General features: G+C 47.6%; 14 protein-coding genes. 8 read left to right on the forward strand and 6 right to left on the reverse strand.

Translation table 11 applies throughout. The annotated features are described in order from the left end of the window. Positions 1-8: 8 nt before the first annotated feature. The 5 genes from EZV72_RS03705 to EZV72_RS03725 form a co-directional block, all read right to left on the reverse strand. Positions 9-428 carry a hypothetical protein gene (locus tag EZV72_RS03705; RefSeq protein WP_137165970.1) on the reverse strand — a complete coding sequence of 140 codons (420 nt, stop codon included), beginning with the start codon at positions 426-428 and terminating at the stop codon, positions 9-11. 17 nt (positions 429-445) lie between these two features. Continuing rightward, positions 446-1,432, reverse strand: coding sequence for a rhomboid family intramembrane serine protease (locus tag EZV72_RS03710; RefSeq protein WP_137165971.1), 987 nt, complete (start codon positions 1,430-1,432; stop codon positions 446-448). 47 nt (positions 1,433-1,479) lie between these two features. Next, the gene (locus EZV72_RS03715; RefSeq protein WP_137165972.1) at positions 1,480-1,680 is read right to left on the reverse strand and encodes a hypothetical protein; all 201 of its coding nucleotides are present in this window, start codon (positions 1,678-1,680) and stop codon (positions 1,480-1,482) included. Positions 1,681-1,885: 205 nt separating this feature from the next. Next, entirely contained in the window at positions 1,886-5,071 is a 3,186-nt protein-coding gene (locus EZV72_RS03720; RefSeq protein ID WP_232364494.1) for a DUF748 domain-containing protein, read from the reverse strand. A 33-nt stretch (positions 5,072-5,104) separates the two neighbouring features. Continuing rightward, positions 5,105-5,695 (reverse strand): DUF2780 domain-containing protein, encoded by a 591-nt coding sequence (locus tag EZV72_RS03725; protein ID WP_232364495.1) that lies wholly within the window; start codon positions 5,693-5,695, stop codon positions 5,105-5,107. Between the two features lie 551 nt (positions 5,696-6,246). Here EZV72_RS03725 and EZV72_RS03730 point away from each other — a divergent pair. From EZV72_RS03730 to EZV72_RS03740, 3 genes are all read left to right on the forward strand, one after another. Continuing rightward, positions 6,247-7,644 (forward strand): carbohydrate porin, encoded by a 1,398-nt coding sequence (locus tag EZV72_RS03730; RefSeq protein WP_232364496.1) that lies wholly within the window; start codon positions 6,247-6,249, stop codon positions 7,642-7,644. A gap of 530 nt (positions 7,645-8,174) precedes the next feature. After that, the gene (locus tag EZV72_RS03735; protein WP_232364497.1) at positions 8,175-9,521 is read left to right on the forward strand and encodes a carbohydrate porin; all 1,347 of its coding nucleotides are present in this window, start codon (positions 8,175-8,177) and stop codon (positions 9,519-9,521) included. A 373-nt stretch (positions 9,522-9,894) separates the two neighbouring features. Further along, a complete protein-coding gene (locus tag EZV72_RS03740; RefSeq protein WP_232364498.1) occupies positions 9,895-11,250 on the forward strand; it encodes a carbohydrate porin in 1,356 nt (451 codons plus the stop codon). Here the strand turns inward: EZV72_RS03740 and EZV72_RS03745 are convergent. Further along, positions 11,240-12,181: a LysR family transcriptional regulator gene (locus EZV72_RS03745; RefSeq protein ID WP_137165973.1), complete on the reverse strand. Its 942-nt coding sequence runs from the start codon at positions 12,179-12,181 to the stop codon at positions 11,240-11,242. The genes EZV72_RS03740 and EZV72_RS03745 overlap by 11 nt on opposite strands. Before the next feature lie 122 nt (positions 12,182-12,303). Between EZV72_RS03745 and EZV72_RS03750 the strand changes: the two genes are divergently transcribed. The 5 genes from EZV72_RS03750 to EZV72_RS03770 all read left to right on the forward strand — a co-directional run bounded on the left by EZV72_RS03750 (position 12,304) and on the right by EZV72_RS03770 (position 20,239). After that, positions 12,304-13,752, forward strand: coding sequence for an NAD-dependent succinate-semialdehyde dehydrogenase (locus EZV72_RS03750; RefSeq protein WP_137165974.1), 1,449 nt, complete (start codon positions 12,304-12,306; stop codon positions 13,750-13,752). Positions 13,753-13,768: 16 nt separating this feature from the next. Beyond that, positions 13,769-15,052, forward strand: coding sequence for a 4-aminobutyrate--2-oxoglutarate transaminase (gene gabT / locus EZV72_RS03755; RefSeq protein WP_137165975.1), 1,284 nt, complete (start codon positions 13,769-13,771; stop codon positions 15,050-15,052). A 206-nt stretch (positions 15,053-15,258) separates the two neighbouring features. Next, a complete protein-coding gene (locus EZV72_RS03760) occupies positions 15,259-16,137 on the forward strand; it encodes a LysR substrate-binding domain-containing protein (protein WP_137165976.1) in 879 nt (292 codons plus the stop codon). A gap of 247 nt (positions 16,138-16,384) precedes the next feature. Further along, positions 16,385-18,700 carry a TonB-dependent receptor gene (locus EZV72_RS03765; RefSeq protein ID WP_137165977.1) on the forward strand — a complete coding sequence of 772 codons (2,316 nt, stop codon included), beginning with the start codon at positions 16,385-16,387 and terminating at the stop codon, positions 18,698-18,700. A gap of 114 nt (positions 18,701-18,814) precedes the next feature. Then, positions 18,815-20,239, forward strand: a complete 1,425-nt coding sequence (locus tag EZV72_RS03770) for an APC family permease (protein ID WP_137165978.1) — start codon at positions 18,815-18,817, stop codon at positions 20,237-20,239. The last annotated feature ends 205 nt before the right edge of the window (positions 20,240-20,444 follow it).

Raw genomic sequence — 20,444 nt, forward strand, 5'->3', positions numbered from 1 at the left:
CGGTTACGTCACCCGGGTTGTCTGTTTCTACCCCTATACCAGCTTGCCAGGGCATTTGTTGTGCTCATATATAAAGTGGCCGTGATAGCAGCGGCAACTGTTGCAGCAATATCTAGAAAGTCAAAAGTACGTCCAGGTATAAAAAGCTGCATAAATTCGTAAATAATTAATGCCGTTGTAACTCCAAAAATTTCTGCTAAGGTAACTTTCTTTGAGAAAAACAAGAAAATAGCTATCAAAACAAATGACGCTAAGAAATTAGGTGCATTGTCTAACTGGAGTTCCGAACCTTCTAATCGCCCCTGCTTTACTAATATGTTCAAATGAAAGCAAATAGTGCCAGCTATATAATAAGGTAGCTTAAAGTATATGAAGTTGGTCATATTTATGAAAAAATATCGCTGCCAAAATGGAGCAAGTTCAAACATGATGATTCCTTATGAATTTATTTCTTTAACTTTGTTTTTGCTATAATTACTCCGGCTATGATACTTCCAATATGACCAGAGCTAGCGGAGTTGTCAGACGTTAACTCCGCAAAGATAAAGCACATCAGCAGAATCAAGATTAAAGATAGACCAAAGCCTGAAGGAAATAACCTTTCTCGCCACATATTGTAAGCTATAAGAAATGATAAAAGGCTATAAAAACCAAATGATATCCCTCCACAACTATCTAATTCGTGAGATCCGAAGTAGTATTGAGTGAAAACACCAATAGTATTTCCAGCAAAAAAGACTAATAGGATTTTCATTCCTAGAAGCCTTTCAGAAAGTACTCCTACTGAAAGAGCTAGGAAAAAGTTTGTCAAGAAATGTATGGGAGAATAATGTAAGTATGCGCCTGTTATAATCCTCCATAACTCTCCTTTATCTATGGAATAATAAACAGCTCCGTATAAATCAAACGCATAATCTGGGTAGTGTGTAATTCCTAATATTATCTGTGGAAGACATGTGATAATTAATAAAGATGATAACCTCAGTGTTGCTAACTTTATATTTCTTTTTTCATATAGCCAGTAAAAAAATAACGCTCTTTCTTTTAAACCAAGAATGCTTGTTATTCCAGATTTGTATTCACTTAAATAAATTAAAGTTGTGAAGATGAAAAAGGCTGGCCAGCCCAGGCTTTTAAGACCTGATGTTGAAATTGATAAAATACAAATCGCTGAAGTTACAATTAAGTAGACAATGAGGAGCTTTTGATATCTTTTTTTTAACTCAGTGTATATTATCTGCTGAAATTCTGTGCTAAAGATAGGTGGGACTAGCCTACTAAATTGAGAATCTTCAATTAATGCAGCAGACTGAGGTTGCCATTTTTTAATAGCTGTGTATTCAGAGAGGCCTGTAGGATTGATATCTAGGTTTAGGCTACTTCTCATAGGTAAGATAGTATGCTTAAGCCAGATAGGTTTACAATTTTGCATATGTGTGAGCAACCTTAAAAGCTGGGCGATTTACGCCCAGCTGACAACTATCGTAATTTATAATAATCAGAGATTAACTGCGAAACCGCCAAACCTCCGGTAGCCCCGATTGCTATACCCGCAGTGATTGCACCTATCGGGGTGAATAATGCGCCAAAGCCGACAACCGCCATTATGGCTCCAGCACCTTCATAGCCGCTAATCCCCCCACTCACTTCATCAACTTCTTCCATAACCAGTTCTCGCATTTTCCTCTCCTTTGCGTTAACAGCATGATTGCTGTGGTATTAAGAGTAGCTAAATCAGCGCAGAGAAAAAGTGTTCAGAAGTACAGTTTTTGCCCTGAAGAGGCCGGTAAGAAAAGTAGATTGCGAAATGCAGGCAAAAGGCTGAGGAAAATAGCCGGGCAGGGAGCACCTTGCGGCGCCCCCTACAAAGAGTGAAAAGGACCGTTTATTTGGCATCCAGCGACAAAATAGCGCTGCTGTTTTCGTTGGTCAGGCGTTGTCGGCTGTTAAGCAGAAACAATCGGTTTGCGGTAATACCGGCATCGTTGGCCAGATAGTTTTTCACTGCTTTGGCGCGATTATTTGCCAGCTGACCTAAATCGGAGCGCTGAATGTTTATCTGATTACGCAGCTTGTTATACATCACGATATGCAGCTGGCGGGTAACCGCTTCCTCAGCCGGTTCAGTCTGAGAAGCATTATCGCTGTCGGCTGCCTGTTGTTTTTGAAGCTGAGCAATAACCGCTTCGCGCTCCTGCTCAACCGCGTTTTCGCCTGTTTGTGCGTATAAAGTTTTCAGTGCATCTGCCAGCGGACCCGTTTGAGGCAAATTACTCGCTTTTAAATCAGCGGGCAGGGCATCCAGGCCACTTTGCGCTAATAGCTGCTGGTGAAGGCGGCGTATAGCCAGCTCTCTGGAGTCGGCCACCTCATTTACTGTGCCTTCAATATTTACCCGCAATCCCGGCCGCTCATTCAGCGCGCTGGCCAGCGTATCCAGTTTTTGTCGGGTATCACTGCTTAGGCTGGCCTCCCCGGCGGTGAAGGTCACTTCATTAAGCTCATCATCACTGCCCACCAGATTGGCCAGAAAGGTAAATGGCGAGGTTACGGCTTTTTTAATCAGGTTACCTAGTGCATTAAGAATGATGGAGCCAAAGGAAAAGCTGGGATTATCCAGATCGCCGGATACTTCCAGCCCCAGATCAATCACGCCATCGCTGTCTTCCAGTAAAGCCACTGCCAGACCTAGCGGAACGCTCAGAGCCTTGTCCGAGTCTGTTTTTCTGCCCAGGGTAAGCTGGTCAATCACAACATGATTTTTGCCCTGTAACTGACTGTCTTTGAGTGTATAGGCCACATTCAGTGACAGCAGGCCTTTATCAATATAGTGCCCCATATAAGTACTGGCATAGGGATTAACGGAGGTCAGTTCAGCGCCATCAACCGAAAAGTTCACGTCTAAAAACATCTCTTCAAGCAGTGGGTTCACCGAGCCGCTTAAAGCAACCGGTGCGTAATTATCAATTTTTCCCTGAATATCAACATTAGCGGCGGTACCCGCGTCAGAGGCAAGATCAGAAATACTTCCGCTGAGGCTTTCAATACCCGATGCAAACCTGGGTGTCAGAGAGTTATCGGCAAAATAAGCGCTGCCGTTGTCGATAGTGATTTTGTTCAGGTGAATAGCCATCGACTTGGCGTTAGTGTCATCTGTGTTTTTGTCTGTCTCAGGATTGTCTTTCTGCTGGGAACGGGGTTTATCAGAAGCCGAAGCATCGGAGGTTTTAACCAGATTACCAATATTGGTATTACGCTGTTCATCGATCAGTACTTTGGCATAAGGTGATTGAAGCGCCACTGTACCAATATCAAGACGTTGTTCCTGTGTATCTACATGAATATCTGAGACATCCATCGACTGCCATTTTACCAGTGACTCATGTTTCAGATTATCCAGTATATTCAGCTCACTGATACTGGCCTGACCGTCAAACACAGCTTTACCGGTCGCATCAGCCTCAAATTTACCGGTGGTCGACAAAGCGCCGCTGGTCAATGTGATGTTGACATATTTATTCAGGTAAGGCTGCACCTGGGCAAGTGCGATTTGTGCAATTTCCACAGTGCCTGTGACGCGTTGATTGTCTATCTGAACACTGCCCTTACTACTAAGCTGTCCGGCTGGCTGTTCTGGCCATGTGTCAGTTCGACCTGCGATGGCAATATCTGTCTGATAACTGACGGGACGGGAAAAGTCCGTAGAGACTTCGCCGGTACTAAGGTTAATGGGGGCAATACGCCAGAATACGCCGTCAGATATTGCTTTTTCTTCAATCTGTGCGCTGCCTTGCTGCAACGCAAACTCTGTTAAACTCACCTGCCAGGCAGAGCCTTCAGCGGGGTGAGAGCCTTCAGCGGGTTGAGAGCCCTCCGCGGGAACAGAGTCGCTTGTCTTGTCAGTACTTTCAGTACCGGCTGTCTGTTGAGTGCTGTCAGCTTTATTCGACGTGGTAGTGCGTTGGGGTAGTAGCATACGGGTAAGGTCGATACCGCTATCGTCATAAACCGCGTTTATCTGAGGTTTAGTCAGGGTGATGCTGGTGGCTTTCACCTGCTTAGCGAGGGTATCGAGCGCAATATCCTGCACCGACAGTTCAGATAAACTGATTCTGGGCTTTTCACTGTCGGCCAGAACAATATCGTTAAGGGTCAGGGTGCCATTGGTCAGTGTCACGCCAATATCCTGAGCTTTTTCTGCCACCCGATAACGGATATCAAAATTGAGTTTGCCCTCCGTCAGTGCCGCCTTTATGAGGTTGTCTGACAACCGCCATAACGGTGGCAGTGCAATATCGTGCAAGGCCAGCTGGCCATCTACAGATAGCGGGGAAAGCTGAAAATTTCCTGTCAAATCAACACTTCCACCTTCTGTGGTGGTCATGTCAAAGGTATAACGGTTATCGGCATTTCCGGCGTCTTCAACAGAAATGGTTGCCAGTGTATCCAGGTCAACCAGCTCAATACTCAGTTGTGGGTAATCCAGCGTGGTTTGAGTAACGGCATCGGTCAGTAAAAGACGTCCATCTCTCAGGGCAAAACGATTCAGCCTGATATGTGGAACACCGTTGTCTTTGGTTTCATCCTGCTGCGTGTCGTTGGTCTGGTTTGCCTGTATATGCTCAATAATATCGGAAAAGTTAAACCGGGTTTGTTCACCGCCAGCTGTGCGCCCGACATGAGAGTAAGGGCTGCTAAGCACAACATGTTCGATGGTAGGCGTCAGGTCCAGTAAGGAGCGCCAGAAGCTGATCTGAACCTCCAATGCTGAAAATGCCACGAAGCTGCTTTGTTCATCTTCGCTTTTGATATCAAAATCAGAAACCCGCGCTCTTAACAAAAAAGGGTTAATACTGATGTCTTCTACCATAACGGTGCGGCCAAGCTGCTGACTTAACATGCCGGGTAATTTTGCAGTGAGTACAGCTGGGATAATCAGTCCGGCTATCAGCGCATAGAGTAAATAGGCCGCAAGCAGATATTCAGAGATTTTCAGCCAGCGTGGCTGATGTTTAAACGCAGCGCGAAATGAGGTCAGAGTCATGATAGTCAGCACAGTAAAAGAAAACAAAAGCCCGGTTGGAGCCGGGCCTGATAAAGATATTTACAGTTTGTTTAGCAGGTTACCCAGCCCCTGTTGCAATAAGGACTGTGTTTTATCCTGATCCTGACTGTTCAGATAAGTATTAATTTGCGAGACAAAGCTGCTAATCATCTCCGGTGTTAGTCCCAGAGCCTCGAACTGCTGTTTAAGCTGATTAATCCCCTTAATGGACGAGCTGTATTCTGAGGCTTTATTCAGCAAACCAGACATTCCGGAACTTTTCTGCTCACCAGAAGATAAAGACGGCAGGCTATCCATGATGCCGCTAAGGCCGGGAATACCGTTGGCCAGTTGCGAATAGTCAGATGAAGACAGGTTCCCCTTGGCATAATTGAAAATGGATGCCAGGCCACCTTCAGACTGTGATTTGCTCACGCCCAGATTATCTGACACCAGACTTACCAGATCAGACATTTCTACCGACTGCGCTGAGTCATTAACGGTATTGTGTGTATCTGTTGCACCTTGTTGCAGTTCGGTACCTTTCTCTTTCGCCGCATTTTTCAGATCGCTCAGCGAGCCAAAAGCAGAAGCCTGTGAGGACAGGGTGAGTGCTGCCAGTGCAACAGCGGAGAGCGTCAGTTTTGTCATTATCAAACCCTAAAGTAAATGAATGTGGAATCATCATACAAGCTGATACGGGGATGACAATCATCAAGGTCTGTTTTATTCATGCAGAACAAAGCAACGTCGATGTTGATAAAGGATGAAAATCAGACAACTCATGTAGGGAGAACTCTTGCTTTATAAATATTTTATTAGGGCAAGATAAATCTAAATGCCTATTTATTATTTAAATTTTCGAGGTTTTGTTTTTATTATGTTAATGGTTATTTTTTAAAATGTTTAAGTTTAATTTTTGTTATAACTTATAATGCAACTCATCCTGTAAATAAGAATCCTGTCGCTCCATAAAAATCTTAACAGATGGCAGGTTTTTGCTAGGAAAAAGTGATTAAACTCAATTTATTCAGTGGATTAAGTTTATTTTAGAGTGTGACTAAATAACACCAAAATCAATTTCGCGTTAAATTTGTGTTGTTGAGATATACATTTTGATCGATAAAATTCTCCCCGTTTATAAATAAGAGAAAGCAGTATTTTTGTACTGCTGTGGTTGTCTTAATTATCAGGGTTATTTAATGCGTTCAAAAAGTCGTTCAATGGTCATTCGCTGTTCAATCAATTATATCGCCGGAATAGCGGGAGCTGACAATAAGCGCTTATTAACCCGATTAGTAAGCCGGACCGCAATCGCATTGTCTTGCGCTGGCTTGTCTGTGAATGCCCATGCTGCTGACAGCCATCATCAGAACAATTTTGAGGGCACTAGTTTTCAGGATATCGTCCAGTGGGATGCCTGGTATACGGTCGAAGCAGCCAGTAATATCAGCGGTGGTCAGGACCGGGGCAGCGCTTATGCCGGCCAGATCGTGCTGGATTCGGATATTGATCTGGAAAAAGCATTTAACTGGAAGAACACCAACCTGAATGTTTTGTTCACCAGCCGCCATGGCAGCAGCGCTACCAGTTCGCACATTGGCTCGAGCACCTCTATCCAGGAAGTGTATGGCGGCAATGATACTCGCCTGTCCCTGTTCTCAATCGAAAAAACCTTCTTCGACGGGCAGCTGGAAGTCGAGGGGGGCCGTATGGCGGGTGGTAATAACTTTTTCCAGAACAGTATATGCCAGTATTTTCAGAATAATGCCGCCTGCGGTAACCCTACGTTTATTTTCCGCAGCAGCCAGTTTTCTTACTGGCCGGTGGCTGCCTGGGGAGCCCGGGTCAAATACCACTTTTCTCCTAAGATCTATGCGCACATAGGTGCCTACGAGGACAACCGTCAATTTGAGGGTGCTGAAGATCATGGTTTTGACTGGAGTACCGATGAGTCTAAAGGGGTGGTGCTTCCCTTTATGGTGGGGTATCAGACAACCTGGGAAACAGCCCGGTATCCGGCTACCTATGAAGTGGGCGGCTGGTACGATACCTCCACTTATAATGACCCGCTTAATGATGAAGCCGGTAACCCTGCGGGGATATCGGGGAACGATTATGCGCAGTTAAACGGCCGCTCAGGCTGGTATGCCAGCTTTGAAAAGGTCGTTACCCGGCCTGATCCCGATAAACCGGTTGGTCTGAAGTTGTTTGGCGATGTGTACACCAAAGGCACCGGTACAGTAGCCGATGACTACTACATAAAGCTAGGATTCCTGCAGCAGGGAACATGGGCTGGCAGAGATGAAGATGCTGTGGGGCTGATGGTTATTCGCCAGCAGTACACAGATCGGGCACTGGAAAACCAGCGGCTTGCCAGAGCCCGTAATGGTGGTACAGGCACGCCTGCAAGCAGTATGACCATGATTGAGCTTACCTACAGCTATCATGTTAATGATGTACTGCGTATTACGCCTAACCTGCATTACATTATCAACCCGGACCAGTTTAATGAACCCGGCCGTACTGAGAACCTCAATGATGCATTCGCGCTTGGTCTGCGCTTTGATGTTGATTTGAAAGGTCTGCTGTACCGCTAATATCGTTGTTACACACGGTCGGTGCAAAATATCAACCTCCGACCGACAACCTGTTCGCGCATCAGTAAAAATAAATAACGCAGATTTATTTATTTTATGCTGGTGTGTGGAATGCGCTGTCAGTTTGGCTGGAGGGCTGCCGTTGACACGGTGGGTGTTCAGGTTACTGATAGCACTCTGGATGCCAATACTGACTCTGCTCGTTTGTAACATTTCAACGCATTGTCACCCAGCCCCCATAATCAATAGCCAATAAAATCAGCTCTATTCCTGGAAGAGATGTTAACAATGTGGGTGTTGAGTTGTTCTGCTTTCCCTTGCAGTGGTAGGGATTATTAATGCTTTAATTTCATTGGGTTACTACTTTAGTCTAAATCTAATGTTTAATAGCATGCTAACTAAATTTAAATAAACAAGGTTGATTTATTATCTTGAGTCCTTTACATTGCACTTTATTGAAAGCCTGTTAATGCAATGTAACCAGTTTGCGTTGGCAGATTGATAAGCCGAATTACGCAGAGAGATATACTATGCGCCAGTTTTCTTTAATGTCATCAGATGTACCTCGTTCAGCCCATGCTTCTTTATCTTTTAAATCAGGTAAACGTGCTGCCTGTAGCCTGATTGTTGCCAGCGCACTGGCAGGCAACGCGGTGGCTGCATCACAGGATAATAGCGACTATGTGCAATGGCTGGCGGCCTACACCGGCGAAGGTGCGGCCCTGGTTGATGGTGGCAGGGAAACCGGAAATGCCTATGCCGGTCAGCTCTTTCTTGGTGCTGAGATTGATATGCAAAAAGCGGCCGGCTGGAATAGCACCAAGGTTCACGTTGCGTTTAATAATCGCCACGGTAAAAGTGTTGCTGAAAAATATATTGGTAACAGCACCTCAGTACAGGAAATTTATGGTGGACAGAATTCACGGCTAACCCGGTTGTCTGTTGAAACCCATTTGATGGACGGCCAGCTGGAGCTTGAGGGAGGCCGTATGCCGGCTAACATCAGCTTTCTTGGCTCAGAACTGTGTCAGTATTTTCAGAATAACGCCGCCTGCGGTAACCCCACCTTTGTATTTCGCACCAGTAACTTTTCGTGGTGGCCGGTGTCGGCGTGGGGCGCCCGGGCTAAATACTGGCTGAATAATGATGTGTATTTCCATGCCGGTGTGTATGAAGAGAACAGCGCGCATCAGGATAATGGCGATCACGGGTTTGACTGGAGTACAGATGAATCTACCGGCGTGGTATTGCCCTTTACGCTGGGTTACCAGACAACCTGGGAAAATGATCGCTACCCGAGTAAGTATGAAGTAGGGGGCTGGTATGATGGTACGGATTACACCGATCCGCTACTGGACGCTGAAGGGGCGCCTGCGCTGGTCTCTGGCAATGAGTACGCGGCGAAAGATGGCCGTTCTGGTGTATTTTTACGATTTGAACAGGTTGTTACCCGGGCTGAAATGAATAGCAAGCGTGGTCTGACGGTATTTGGTGACTTTGTTACCGGTGTGTCTGGTGAATTAACCGAGGACTATTTTGTTAAATTGGGATTATTACAGCGCGGTACCTTTGCCGGCCGTAACGATGATGCAATTGGCTTTGTGGTTACCCGACAGCAGTACAGCGATGAAGCGTTACAGAATGTGCAACTGGCCCGGGCATTAAACGGTGGTATTGGTATCCCGCCAAGCAGCCAGACGATGATGGAGCTAAGTTACAGCTATCAGTACGACGACAATATCCGGATTATACCTAACGTGCATTACATCATTAACCCTGACCAGTTTGCAGAGCCTGGACGAACAGAAGACCTAGACGACGCTGTAGTGATTGGCCTGCGGTTTGATGTCAACCTGGCCGGAATCTTCAATCTGTAAGATCTGTTTGGGCATAACTACGCCTGAGCTCTTGCTACACCTATACCTGAAGCCGCCTCCTGGCGGCTTTTTTGTTTGTCTCTGTTCTGTACCCTGCTGAGCTATATCGCTAATCAATGTAATGGAATATTGCGTTTAGCAGATCCCAATTTTGAAATATTTATTCTGAATTGGTCGATCGTAAAACTTCTATTTTTCATTGAGTTAGCGCATCCATATTTCACAATTCGTTGTTTAACGCTGGTTTTGTTAATTTTTTGGGTTGATTTGCTTTTTAGCTTGACGTAAATTTCATGAATTAAATAAATTGTTAACGCGTCGTTACGAAATATTTATTTCAAATTCGGCATGCGAAAAATAAAAGAGAGATGAAATGCGCCCTACAAACGTATCCTGCAATATTACCCACAATGTGCCTGTTAACGCTGAACTGTCGCCGCAAACGTCATCCTTATTAAAGAAAATGCGCCCGGCACTCCTGATGCTGCTAAGTACGCCTTTATTTGCCCAATCAGGTGATAATCAGATAGTTGACTGGCAGGCTTCTTATACCGGGCAATCAGCAGCCATTATTGACGGAGGGAAAGAGCATGGTAGTGCTTATGCAGGACAGTTGGTGCTGGGTGCTGCCTTAGATCTGGAACAAGCTTTTAACTGGACAGACACCAAACTTCACGTTGCTTTTACCGACCGGCACGGTACGAACCTCGCCCAGCGTTTTATCGGGTCGAGCACTTCAGTGCAGGAAACATACGGCGGCGGTCAGAATGCCCGGTTAACCCGGTTGTCGATTGAAAAAACTTATTTAGACGGTGACTTACTGATAGAAGCGGGGCGATTACCAGCCAGCATCAGCTTTTTGGTGACCGATGTGTGTCAGTACTTTCAAAATAATGCCACTTGCGGAAATCCCACATTTATCTTCCGCACCAGTAATATTTCCTGGTGGCCGGTATCGTCGTGGGGCGCGCGTACGCAATACTGGTTCTCCGACGCTACCTACTTCCATACAGGTGTATTTGAAGAAAACACGCCATATCAGGATGAGTCCGACCACGGCTTTGACTGGAGTATCAATGAATCCACTGGTGTAGTGGTGCCTGTTGCGTTTGGTTACAAAACGACGTTTGATAATGATGATTACCCAAGCTGGTATGAGATTGGCGGTTACTACGACAGTACCGAGTATGCAGAACCGTTACGTGATGAGTCAGGACAGCCAGCGTTATTGTCAGGCAACGACTATGCAATGGATAGGGGGCGCTCTGGCATCTTTGCCCGTTTTGAACAAGTTGTGTCCCGAGAAAGCCGTGACAATCAGCGTGGATTACAGGTGTTCGGAGACGTCCTGACCGGCTTGTCAGGTGAGCTGACAGAGTCATATTTCCTGAAGTTCGGCTTACTATATCGCGGCACTTTTGCCAGTCGCGATCAGGATGTCCTTGGGTTTGTCATCAGTCGCCAGCAATACAGCGACGACGCCCTGGAAAATGTGCGTATAGCCCGCGCGCTAAATGGTGGAACAGGCACACCACAAAGTAGTATGACCATGATGGAGTTCAGCTATGGCTATCAGCTCAATGAACATGTGCAGATAGTCCCCAACCTGCACTATATCATTAACCCAGACCAGTTTGCTGAGCCGGGGCGCACTGAGGCGGTGGATGACACTGTCGTGGCAGGTTTGAGAGTCAACGTTGATATTGAGGGCTTGCTACTTAACCGGTAACCGGCATCGTGGTTGCGCAGCTTTGCTCCAGCTCATCCATAAACAGGTTTACTATACGCTGGTTCGCCAGCGGCCTTTTTCTTATCGCGTGATATTCATTGGTGTAGCTGAGCACATCTGGTAATAAGGGTTTTAATTTATGGTTATAGCCCAGCATGGAAACAAAATGTTCAGGCAGATAGCCGGTATATTTACCGGTGAGCAGCAAGGCAATGCGGGACTCCTGTTGATGTGCCCGGGCGGTAATCGGCCAGTTCTGATGTATTTTATCCGGCTCCCGGCCTGCAACCATTCGCGGTGATTCTACAATGCCCCAGGCGCGCACCTGCTCCAGTGTTACCTGTTGTTGCTGATGCAGCGGATGATGATGGGCCGCATAAAGATGCATGGTTTCATTAAACAGCGGGGTGGTGGCCAAAGCACTATTAGCGCGCGACAATACGGTAATACCAATATCTGCCCGGCGTTGCAGTACCGCCTCTTCCACTTCATCAGAGCCAATCGTCGCCAGGCTCAGGGCCACTTTCGGGGCTTTTTCTGCAAATAACTCCAGTGCCTGAACTATCGTGCCATCGTGAATGCCGGGAATGTGCTCGGCCAGTGCCAGCGTCAGTGTTCCCAGGATTTGATCATGGCTCTGGTTTACCACCTCTTTAAACGCTTCCATCGAGCCAAGCAAGTTACGGGTCGCTTCGTAAACTATCATACCTTGTTCGGTCAGACGAAAACCGGAACGACCGCGTTCGCACAACTTCATATCCAGCCGCTTTTCCAGGTTAGACATGTGGTTGGAGATAGTGGAGTTGGCCAGATTCAGTGTCAGCTCGGCTGCGGTGTAGCCGCCAGCCTCAACCACCGCAGAAAAGATTCTCAATTGCCGGATATCAAGGTCGGTCAGATTTCCTGCAAGTATCGCTTTGTTTTTGCCCATACATTTGCAAATAAAAAAGTGAATAATGATAAACAATTATATAAGCAAAAGTATCACAGGGCTATGCTGCATCTATAAACAAACACGGTGCCTCAGGTACCCTCGCTAAGAAGGATGTAATTATGCAATCCGACGCGTTACAAACGCTGTTAAAAAATGGCTCATACATCAACGGTGAGTGGAAAAGTGCTCAGCAAAAATTTGATGTAACCAATCCTGCGACCGGAGAGCTGGTTGCACAGGTTGCAGATGCCAGTGAAGATGATGCACATGCTGCTATAGAGGCAGCAGACAGCGCATTCAAGAGCTGGTCAAAAACGACTGCGGCTGAGCGGGCAGCACTGTTAAGAAAATGGTTTAACCTGATGACTGACCATGCTGAGACGCTAGGTCACTTATTAACGCTTGAACAGGGTAAGCCGCTGGCCGAAGCCATCGGCGAAGTAAAGTATGGTGCAGGATACATTGAATGGTTCGCAGAAGAAGCCAAGCGGGTTTACGGCGATACCATTCCTGGTCCGGCAGCAGATAAACGGGTGGTGGTTATAAAGCAACCGGTTGGTGTGGTAACCGCTATTACCCCCTGGAACTTCCCGAATGCCATGATTACCCGCAAAGCAGCAGCCGCACTGGCAGCCGGTTGTACATTTGTGGTTCGTCCTGCTACTGAAACGCCGCTGTCGGCTCTTGCTATGGCAGAGCTAGCCCACCAGGCAGGCATCCCCGCTGGTGTATTTAACGTTGTCACCGGAACGCAGTCGTCAGCTCTGGGCAAAGTGCTTACCCAGCATCCCCGGGTCGCTAAATTTACGTTCACTGGCTCTACTGGAGTAGGCAAAATTTTGTTGAAACAATGTGCAGACGGAGTCAAAAAGGTATCTATGGAACTCGGTGGTAACGCGCCGTTCATCGTATTTGAAGACGCCGACCTGGATGCCGCTGTCGAGGGTCTGATGCTGTCTAAGTATCGCAACGCCGGACAAACCTGCGTATGTACGAACCGCATTTATGTCCACGACAGTGTGCATGATCAGTTTGTTGAAAAGTTTGTTGCCAAAGTGCGTGAACTTAAAATCGGCAACGGCCTAGATGAGGGCGTCAATATTGGTCCTCTGATCCATCAAAAAGCGGTCCAGGATGTCAAACAGCTAGTGGATGACTCTGTTGCCCAGGGCGCACAGATTGTTTATGGCGGTACCCCTCAGGAAGATTCTACCTTCTTTGCACCAACTGTTGTCACTGGGGTAACCCAGCAAATGCCGCTGGCCGCAGAAGAAATCTTTGGACCGGTGTCTGCCATTTTACGGTTTAGCGACGAAAGCGACGTGATCGCCCAGGCTAACGATAGCGAATACGGTCTTGCTGCCTATTTTTACAGCCGCGATATTGGCCGGGTATGGCGCGTATCCGAACAGCTTGAGTTTGGGATGGTTGGCATTAATGAAGGGGCTATCTCTAATCCTGCAGCGCCGTTTGGCGGTGTTAAACAATCAGGCAGCGGTCGGGAAGGGTCTAAATACGGTCTGGAAGACTATCTGGAAATCAAATACCTGTGTATGGGCGGCATTTAAATAATAGGAAAAGTTAATGAAAAATCAGGCACTCCAGGAAAGAAAAGTACAGGCATTTGCCCGCGGTCAGGGCAATGCCTACCCGGTTTATGTCGAACGTGCACAAGGCTCAGAAATCTGGGATGTGGAAGGTAATCGGTTTATCGATTTTGGCACCGGCATCGCGGTGTGTAATACCGGTCATAGCCATCCTAAAATTGTTGAAGCCGTAAAACAGCAGGTGGAAAAATTCAGTCACACCTGTGTGATGGTTAACCCATATGAGGTGGCTGTTGAACTGGCTGAAAAGCTTAATGCAGCAGCGCCGGGCGACAGTGAAAAGCGCGCCATTTTTGTGACTACCGGCGCTGAAGCCGTAGAAAACTGCGTGAAAATTGCCCGAGCCCACACCGGACGTCGCGGTGTTATCGCCTTTAATGGTGGTTTTCATGGCCGCACCAATATGACGATGGGTCTGACAGGCAAAGTGACGCCATATAAAAATCTGTTCGGGCCATTTCCGGGAGATATCTACCATGCCCCGTATCCTAATGCGCTGCATGGTGTCAGTACAGATGATGCGCTCAAAGCCATCGAAAACCTGTTCAAGGCAACGATACCGGCGCAGGATGTAGCAGCCATTATTCTTGAACCAGTGCAGGGCGAGGGCGGCTTCTACGCAGCCCCGGCAGAATTCATGCAGGCATTGCGCGCACTGTGTGATCAGCACGGTATTGTGTTAATCAGTGATGAAATTCAGTCAGGCTTTGCCCGTACCGGTAAAATGTTTGCCACTGAATATGCTGGCATTGAACCAGACCTGATCACTATGGCCAAAGGTATTGCAGGTGGCTTTCCGTTATCTGCCGTAGTGGGTAAACAACATATCATGGATGCATCGCACCCCGGCGGACTTGGCGGTACCTACGGCGGTTCTCCGGTCAGCTGTGCTGCCGCGCTGGCGGTACTGGATATTATCGAAGAAGAGCAGCTGGTCAGCAGTGCTAATACCATCGGTGAAACCTTTGTGGCCCGGCTTAATGAACTCAAAGTCCAGTTTCCTGAACTTATCAGTGATGTGCGAAATAAAGGCGCAATGATTGCGCTGGAGCTTTGTGAAGACGGCGACGCGGCCAAACCGAATACTGGTTTGACACAGAAGCTGATTGCCAACGCCGCAAAACACGGTCTGGTTCTGTTGGCCTGTGGCTATTATGGCAATGTTATTCGCTTTTTGCCTGCCCTGACGATCTCGTCACAGATACTTGAAGAAGGGTTGGATAAGTTCACTCAGCTGTTTGCCGAACAAGCTGCTGGCTAAGTCCGGTTACCTCAGAGTCTGACATATAATAGTAGGCAGTCAGCGATACGGACTTAAGTCTGTATCATGACTGTCTGCTACCACGAAGTCTGAGTTTTGGTTTGTGTAAAGCATATTAGTAATGGTTGTTATTTTTTCTCACAAAATGTGATAATTTGTGAGCGATATTTACTCATTGCTAAGAACAGCCGCCACACAGACTTAATATGGACAGACGAAAACTTCCTCTCTCAGCACTACGGGCCTTTGAAGCCGCTGCGCAAACTTTGCACCTGGGTAAAGCCGGTGAACAGCTGGGTGTAACCCATGGGGCAATCAGTCATCAGATCCGGGCGTTAGAAGATCAGCTCGGTGTCGTGCTATTTTCCCGGGCGAATAACCGCATGGCGCTTACTGCTGCAGGTATCAGCCTGTATGACTCAGTGCGCGATGGCTTTGATCTTATTGCCGATGGCGCCCGTCATCTTAGTCGCGATAAAATGAGCGGTACCCTGCATATTGCCTGTACACAGACAATGGCGACCTGCTGGGCCACCAAGCATATTTGTGAATTCAGTGAGCACTACCCAAATATCAACATTCGGGTTTCTGTGATTGATGCAATGCAAACGCAAATTCCCAAAGATATCGATATCGCCCTGTGTTATGGCAAGCCTCAGGAAGACGAACGTCAGCTTAGTATGCTGATATCTCCCCCGTTATACCCGGTATGCAGCCCCGCATTATTAAATAAAATTGGTCATAGTGTCAGTGTGCACCGGTTGGTCAAGCAAACACTTATTCATGAGGGTCATGGCCAGTGGCCGCGCTGGCTGGAGCAGTATAAGGCACGTCGTGCCCCGGTTAAAAATATCTACTTTTCAAACACCAGTCAGGCTATTGCGGCAGCTTCTCAGGGCTATGGAATCGCGCTGGCTAATAGTTTTGAAACGCTGGAGTTCATTAAAAACGGACAGTTAGTTCAATGTCTGAATAAGCCTTTGGAAGAGCCTCATAACTACTACGTCTTACGTCAGCATGATGCCTATTTGCCGCTGAAAGTCAGGTTATTTGAAGAATGGATAATGCGCGCATTACACAGCTGATCAGACCATTTCCCCCCCTTTGTCATTAAACCTCCAGAGTATTCCCTGTATCTCCATGCTGTGAGAAAAATTCACAGATTCGGATAATTTTTATCCATTGAATGCATCACCCTGTAACGCTAGTTTGATTAGCGGGCAAACTATGTCCGGAAATAAACGAGCCACAAGATGCCCGTTACCGGATGCAAAAAATAATAATCGCCAGTTGCCCGAACAATAAAAAAAATACAATTGTTGGAGGAAACACATGATGAGAATGGGAAACCGAGTTTTCTGGCGCACTGCGATTGCCTGTGGCGTAGCAATGGCGACAAATGCAACAAGTACAAGTGCACTGGCACAGCAAGATACTGAAGAAACATCAGCCCGGGGGCTGGAAGTGATTCAGGTTACCTCACAAAAACGCGTACAGAGTGTTCAGGATGTAAGCGTGGCGGTTACTGCCTTTGACCAGAAATCAATGGAAAAGCTGGGGATCCAGGAACCCATTGATATTGCAGTACATACCCCTAACCTGAATGTAAAGAATGTACTGAACAAATCGGCACCAATCTTTACTATCCGTGGCATTGGTAATGCTGCATTCACATCCAACAGTGTAGCGCCAGTGGGTGTCTATGTTGATGAGCTGTTTTTACCCACCAACACCATGATGAGCTTTTCGGTGTTTGACACTGAGCGTGTTGAAGTGCTTAAAGGGCCGCAAGGCACCTTGTTCGGACGCAATACAACAGCCGGCGCGGTCAGCTTCACCACCGTCAGACCGGATCATGACGGCCGCGGCTATGCAAAGATTGGCCTGGGTAACTATGAGTCAGCCGATGCAGAAATAGCTAAATCGTTTTCACTGACCGATGATGTGGCTGCGCGAGTATCTGCCAAATGGCTCTATCAGGGAGAAGGCACGTTCACTAACCGTCTTGATGGTGCAGATCAGGATTTAGGACGGGTCAATGCCTTCGCTGTGCGTACTGGTCTGTTGTTTGATTTAGATAACGGTGAACTGTACGTTAACCTGCACGGTGGCCGCGATCGCAGTGAAAATGAGCCCTGGGTGGGTATTGGCCGCAGCGCTCTGGATAACCCGACCGGACCGGCCCCTGAGCTGCCAGGCGTCAACGGGCAGCAGTACCGCAATAACTGTTTAAGCCGCTCGGACAATGACATCGCCGCTTTTATTAACAACAGTAACTGTGTCAACCGGGTAGGCTACTATGACCCATACACCGATGTGCGTGAGGGCGAGTTTAGTCAGGAGCCGGTCATTGAAAGTGACAGCTTTGGTGCACTGGCTCACGCGACACTGAATTATGATGCGTTTTCCTTTGTATCCATCACCGCGTTTGAAACGCTGGATAAAACCACCGAGGAAGACTTTGACGGCAGCCCGTTTCGTATCGGCGATACCTCGTATAGCAATGATATTGATGTGTTCAGCCAGGAACTGCGTCTGACATCAGCCCGACCGCTGGGCGGTAAAACCGATTGGATCACTGGTGTGATGTACTACCAGGACTCACAAAATGTGTTCGATCTGTATGGGTACACTGACCGGGTCAATCACGATGTAGAGGTCGATTTTACTCAGGATACTACCAGTATAGCGGCCTACCTGCATACTGAAACGCAGTTATCTGATAAGTGGAAGCTGATTGCCGGCGCACGCATTACCAGAGATGAAATCTCTTTTGATGGTGGCACAACCGTGGTCAATCTGGATGATGATTTTACTGGCGATGTGACCTTTTTCTCCGTAGATACTCCGATTTTGGTTGATGATGAAGAGATCAGCTCTACTGAGCTTACCTATAAAATTGGTCTGGACTACGCATTGAGTCGGGATGTCCTGTTATACGGTAATTTCAGTCACGGCTACAAAGCTGGTGTATGGAACGGTTTCTGGGCAGCCACGCAAGGCGATCACAGCTCCGCAGAGCCGGAATTTATCGATGCTGTCGAGTTCGGCGTGAAATCCACGTTGCTGAATAACACACTGCGTCTGAACGCTGCGTTATTCAATTACGATTATGAAGATATGCAACTGTTTGCTGACCTGCCGGATGGCCGTTACACCATCTTTAATGCCGGTTCTGCCAGCGTGAAAGGCGCGGAAATAGAGGCAAACTGGTTACCGACTGACAATCTTGAAATTATTGCCGGTGCCGGTTATACCGATGCCAGCGTAGATGCTGAAGTTGGCCTGCTGTCTTACTCCGATGCGACGCCAGCAAACACCCCGGAGTTTACCTATAACCTGGTGGCCCGCTACTTCCACGACTTAAGCGGTGGTTTGTATGGTTACGCGCAGATAGATTATACCTACCAGGATGATGTGTACTTTTCACTGGATAACCTGCAGGCAGTTAGTCAAAAAGCGTACGGCCTGACAGGCCTGAGGGTTGGCATTGAATCAGATGAAGGCTGGGAAGCCAGTTTGTGGGTGAAAAACCTGACTGACGAGGAATATTTCACTGAAATCCTGACCTCCGGTAGTGCCGGTGTACTGTCAGGGCAGGTGGGAAGTCCGCGTATGTTTGGTATCACTTTTAAAACAGAAATATAATTTTCGTTTTTACCGGTTATATCTCACAGGGCAAATTATCGTGTTGGTATTACGTTTGGTTTGCGCTGTTTTTTCGGTAAACAAATAAACAGAAAGCAGGGGGAGTCGATAACGATGACAACTAAAAACACTGCGCTCGATAAAGAACTTGGGTTGAAAGATACACTGGCACTGGCATTTGGCTGCATGATTGGCTGGGGCTGGGTGGTGCTGGTAGGTGAATGGATTAGTGTGGCAGGCAGTATGGGCGCTATTGGCGGCTTTCTGGCCGCCGGGGCGATTCTGGTCGTTATTGGATTATTGTACGCCGAGCTGGCCGCTGCCATGCCAATGGCTGGTGGGGCGCAAAACTATTGTATGCGGGCATTTGGACGCTGGCCGGCATTTTTTTGCAGCTGGGCACTGGTGCTTGGCTATGTGTCGATTACCGTATTTGAAGCAGTGGCGCTGCCACAGGTGGCAGAATACTTTGTCGGTCCGCTGGAGCAAGGGTATCTGTGGTCGGTCGCCGGTAATGATGTCTATTTGACTTATGGCCTGATGGGGGCGGCCGGCGCGGTCGTGATTGGTTTATTGAACGTGCGCGGGGTAAAAACTGCTGCCTTATTTCAGACGCTGGTAACTCTGGTGATTCTGGCCGCCGGTGTGATGCTGTTCACCGGTGCTACATTTGAGGGAAATACTGAGAATCTGGCGCCGTTTTTTGTTGACGGTGTGACAGGCTCGGTGATAGCCGTCATGGTTATGGCCCCATTTTTAATGGGGGGCTTTGATGTGATTCCGCAGGCTGCTTCAGAAATCAATCTGCCGGCCGCTAAGCTGGGCAAGCTGATTGTGGTGGCTGTGGTAGCCGGTGCCGCCTGGTACTGTGCAGTCATCCTCTCAGTGTCGCTAATTTTCGATGGTAAAGGGCTGGCCGCAGCAAATTTACCTGCGGTGGATGCGGCAGGCGAAGCGTGGGGCAAGATAGGCTGGCAGGTATTGATAATTGGTGGTCTGGCCGGCATTCTGACCAGCTGGAACGGCTTTTTAGTCGGTGGCAGCCGCGCAGTATATGCACTGGCTCGCGAGGGTATGTTGCCCGCATTCTTTGCTCAGTTGCATCCTAAATACCGCACTCCTACCAATGCGATCTGGACGATCACGGCGCTGGGCTGTATCGGCCCCTTCTTTGGCAAACAATTGTTAATCTGGGTGTCTAATGCTGGCAGCCTGGGCTTTGTGCTGGCGTATTTGTTTGTTGCCTTGTCATTTATCAAGCTGCGTAAAAGCGAGCCCGACATGCCGCGCCCCTACAAAGTGCCCGCCGGTATGGTATTTGGTGTAATCGGCCTGCTAGGTGCGCTGGGTATGACGTGTCTGTACTTGCCCGGCAGTAACGGTGCTCTGCTATGGCCTAATGAATGGCTGATTGCCGGATTGTGGTTTGCCTTTGGCTTTGCAGCGTTTATTTATGCCAGCAAAAAAAGCGCATCTGAACGAGCCGAAAACATAAAAAAGCCAATAAATACACACGCTGATAAACGTGTGAACGCCTGATTGTCTCTCCCTTAGTAAGCAAAAAGCCTGGCTCGTCCAGGCTTTTTTATATCAGTTGATTCAGACTGTCTTTACGCATACTTTACGCTATAACCTGCAACTTTTGTTCAGCTGTCACCTCAAAGTTAAAACAGCCAGCGAGTAAACTATGATGACAAATAGCGCAATTATACTGAAACGCACCCTGCCGTTTGGAGCAGTAACA

It is taken from the genome of Salinimonas lutimaris (assembly GCF_005222225.1).
In the GTDB taxonomy this organism is placed as follows: domain Bacteria; phylum Pseudomonadota; class Gammaproteobacteria; order Enterobacterales; family Alteromonadaceae; genus Alteromonas; species Alteromonas lutimaris.